The sequence below is a fragment of the Citrobacter sp. VF227 genome, assembly GCF_052950715.1.
On the sequence record NZ_JBRFVF010000090.1, the window covers coordinates 1 to 734 of the forward strand.

1 protein-coding gene is annotated in these 734 nt (G+C 67.0%); it reads left to right on the plus strand.

Features of this window, described 5'->3' with window-relative positions:
• Positions 1–734, plus strand: a 734-nt coding sequence (locus tag ACU8YC_RS25205; protein WP_446895988.1) for an MFS transporter, incomplete at both ends; no start/stop codon positions are given.

Here is a 734-nt window from a genome sequence, read left to right on the forward strand (position 1 = left end):
TTCCTGGCCAAGCGCTACGGCCGCAAGGCCTTCTTCATGTGGTTGGTGGCGCTGTTCACCGCCTCGTCGATCCTGTGCGGCCTCGCCTGGAGCCTGGAACCCCTGCTGCCGTTCCGGGTGATGCAGGGGCTCGGCGGCGGCGGCATGGCGCCGCTCGCGCAGTCGATCCTGGCCGATTCCTTCCCGCCGGCGAAGCGCGGCCAGGCCTTCGCGCTCTACGGGGTCGCCATCGTGGTGGCGCCGGTGATCGGCCCGACGCTCGGCGGCTGGCTCTCCGACAACGCTTCCTGGCACTGGTGCTTCCTGATCAACGGGCCGGTGGGCGTGATCGCCCTCGGGCTGATGTACTGGCTGATCGAGGACAGCGACGCGGCCAAGAAGGAGCGCCGCGCCCTGGTCCGCAAGGGCATCCGCTTCGACATCGTCGGCTTCGTGCTGGTCGCCCTGTTCCTCGGCTCGCTGGAGGTGATCCTCGACGAGGGCCAGCGGAAGGACTGGTTCGGCACCTCGACGCTGATGAACGTCTCCGGCGTGCTGATGGTGGTCTCGTTCATCGCCATGATCCCGTGGCTGCTGACCCGCGAGAACCCGGTCGTCGACCTCCGCCTGATCGGCAATCGCCAGTTCGGCTCGTGCTTCCTGGTGATGATGTTCACCGGGGCGATCCTGATCGCCACCACGCAGTTCATCCCGCAGATCACGCAGGAATATTACGGCTACACCGCCACCCTGTC